General features: G+C 68.9%; 2 protein-coding genes. Both read right to left on the reverse strand.

Annotation, left to right across the window (positions count from 1 at the left end):
• A partial coding sequence (locus tag NBW84_RS16595) for a DUF1156 domain-containing protein (protein ID WP_250285649.1) occupies positions 1-1966 on the reverse strand: 1966 nt, incomplete at its 3' end.
• Positions 1967-2033: 67 nt separating this feature from the next.
• A partial coding sequence (locus NBW84_RS16600) for a DUF3883 domain-containing protein (RefSeq protein WP_250285650.1) occupies positions 2034-2966 on the reverse strand: 933 nt, incomplete at its 5' end.

Raw genomic sequence — 2966 nt, forward strand, 5'->3', positions numbered from 1 at the left:
AAGCCAACGCGTTGGAGCCGACGTCTCTCATACGGCCGCTCTTCTCGCTCCTACTTGGCCATGTCGACGTGATCGACCAGCCCGCGCGGATCATGCCCTCAAGCAGGGTCTCCCAGCCCGTTGATGCCTCGCCAGCCTCATCGGCGTCACTCTGCTTGAAGGCGTACCAGACGGTGATCGGGAGGTCGTCTCGTGCGACCTCCCGCGCGTGTGCGAAGACCTTGCGGAAGCCATCCTCGAAGAACTGCTGTGCGCCCTCCTTGCCGCCCTGGCGGAAAGGGTTCGCAACAAGCTCTTCTGCCTTCGGGACCAGCATCGTCGCTAGGAGATCTGGGTGTACGTCGCGCAGCGACCGACGCAGCCATACGTAGAAGAAGTCCGACAGATCGGAGTAGCCGATGTTGTCGTAATATGGCGGGTCGGTGCTGATCAGAACGGGTCCCGACACGGCAACGACAGCATCGCGCTGCTGGGCCACACCAGGGCCGCGCCCGTCGAGGCGCTCCGCTGCCTCGGTGACAGCATTCGTCATTCGTACGAGACTTCCCGAACTATCCGCGAATGGGTTTCCCTCCGCGTAGTCCCAGGTCATCGGGATCGCCTGCCGAGCAAAGATGTTGCGGAGAATCTCCATCTGCGGATTGCTTGCCCACGTCGTGATCGATGACTGATAGTCAGCCAGGCGGCTCACGACGAACCCGAGATAGGTAGCAACTGCGTCGGCGTACGCCTCGGTGCCGCCGTCGGCGAGGACCCGTTCGCGGGCGTCGGAGACCAGGTCGCTGAAGGTAGTCAGTGCGGTGAGCTGGCGGTTGGTGAACAGGTCGGCCCACCTCGTCATGCCGTAGGCCTGTACCCGGAAGCCGAGGGCCTCGGCCGGGAGAGATGCCTCAGGGACGTCGTCGGGTCGCTCGACATCGGCGGCCTTGACGTGCTCGTCGGTCGGGGCGAGGTAGATGCGCTGCCGGTTGCCCTCGGCGACCACGGCCATGAGCTGGGCACCGAGACGCCCGGCGCGGCCCTCGGCACGTACGTATTTCAGGTCCGCCGCCGCGTCGCAGGCCAGGCACCGGGCACCGGTCTTCGAGACCGTCCCGTCCGTGGCAGCGGTCGGCGCGCCGGCCTTGTCGTGTCCGATGGTGAACGCGACCCGCTGCCCCGAAGGGTGGGTGGGGTCGGGGACGACGGACGGGACGACGTACGACTCCTTGCCCTTCTTCTTGCCCAGCCACCAGGAGCGGACCAGGGGCATCTCGATGCCGCAGGCGGGGTTGGGGCAGGTGACGGTGCGGGCCCAGATCCAGGCGATGACCGTGGCCTTGGTGCCGTCGGGGAGGGTGGCCCTGGGGTAGAGATGGCCGATGCGCTTCTCGGCCTCGTCGCGCATCCAGGCGCCGTAGGCGCGCACGTCGGCGGCCAGGCCCTCGGCGCCCTTCCAGGCGCGGATCTCGGAGTCGGCCAGGCCGGGGTAGACGGGAGGCTGGTCGCGAAACTTGGGTGGGATCTCGATGAGCGCCTTGTTGATGAGGACGGCGACGGGGTTGAGGTCGGAGGCGTGCGCCTCCAGGCCGAGTCGCTGGGCCTCCAGGGGGATGGTGCCACCGCCCGCGAACGGGTCGAGGATCGCTGGTGGCTTGCCATCGGTGGACTTGAGGATCTCGGCGTGCGCCTCGGCGAGCAGCTTCTCGTCACGGATGTTCTCCCACACCACAAGCCGCTCGATCAGCTCGTGCAGCCGCTCGCGCTCCTTGCGCTGCAGCTCCTCCGTGGGGAACTCCTCGGGCCGTGCGGACGGGTCGTCGACGAGCTGGGCGAACAGCACGGCGCGCGCAGCCGCGAGGGGACGGCGCGCCCACCACAGGTGCAGCGTGGAGGGGTGTCCGTGCCGGATGGACTTCTCCCGGGCGGACTCCCGGTTGATCGCCTCCAGCGGCAGCGCGACCTCGATCAACTTGCGTTTCTGCACGACGTCCTCTTCCTCGTCCCCGGAGACCGGCTGGGCGGCTCAGCGGCAACCAACGGGCTTGTCACCATCAGAACGGGGTGCTGCCCTTGGCCCACATCCTGGCCCAGTCGCCGCGCAGGCCGGTGGCCTCGAAGTCGCCGAGGTCGGTGGTGGCGAAGGGGGCGTCGAGGTAGCGGACCTCGTCGTGCCGCGCCCCGCGCGGGTCGACCCTGACGAGCGCGAGCCGGTAGCGTGGGACGGCGTTCTTGCCGGTCATCACCTCGTTGTGGGTGACGAAGAAGTCGGTGGCGCCGTCGAGGCGGGCCTTGACCTCGATGCGGTAGGTGTCGCCCTGGGCGTCGGTCGAGAGGATGTCGAAGCCGGGATTGTTGAACGCCTGCTCGACGGGCTGGCGGCCGAGTTCTCGCTCGCGCGCCAGGACGAGGTCGACGCCGCGGCGCTCGACCTCCCTGGTCTCCTTGGCGTGCATCGGCGCGGACGGCGGCAGTTCGTCGTCGAACATGCTGACGGGCAGCACGAGGGCGGCGGTGACGAGGCGGGGCGGCCTGGTGGACATGAGCTGCTGCTGGTCGAGCAGCTCCAGGCGCCTGCGGAGCCGGCTGTCGAGTTCGACCGCCTTGCGGTTGAGGCTCTCCGACGACTCCCTGGGCTTCTCGCCCTTCCGCTCATTCTCCGAGGCGATCGCCGCCTCGAACAGCAGGCGCTCGCTCTCCGCGGTGAGGCGCTTCGTGACCAGGTCGCGGGCTTTCGTCAGCTCCGCCAGCCGGCGGGGCTGGACCTCGGTGAGGTACTCGGGGAGCCGGTTGGCGATGATCCAGCTCGTGGCCGTGTCCTCGGCCTCGGCAAGCCACGCGACGGCACGTGCGGCGTCGGTCGCCGGGCTCGCGGGAGCGGCGACGCAGTCCAGGTACGGCGCGGGGCCGGCGGGGCTGACGGTGCCGTAGCTGTCGACGTAGGCGTAGCCGAAACGGCGCGCCACCGACTCGCCGGTGGCGTCGGT

Origin of the sequence: Protofrankia sp. CiP1_Cm_nod2 (genome assembly GCF_920664355.1) — a bacterium.
Taxonomy (GTDB): domain Bacteria; phylum Actinomycetota; class Actinomycetes; order Frankiales; family Frankiaceae; genus Protofrankia.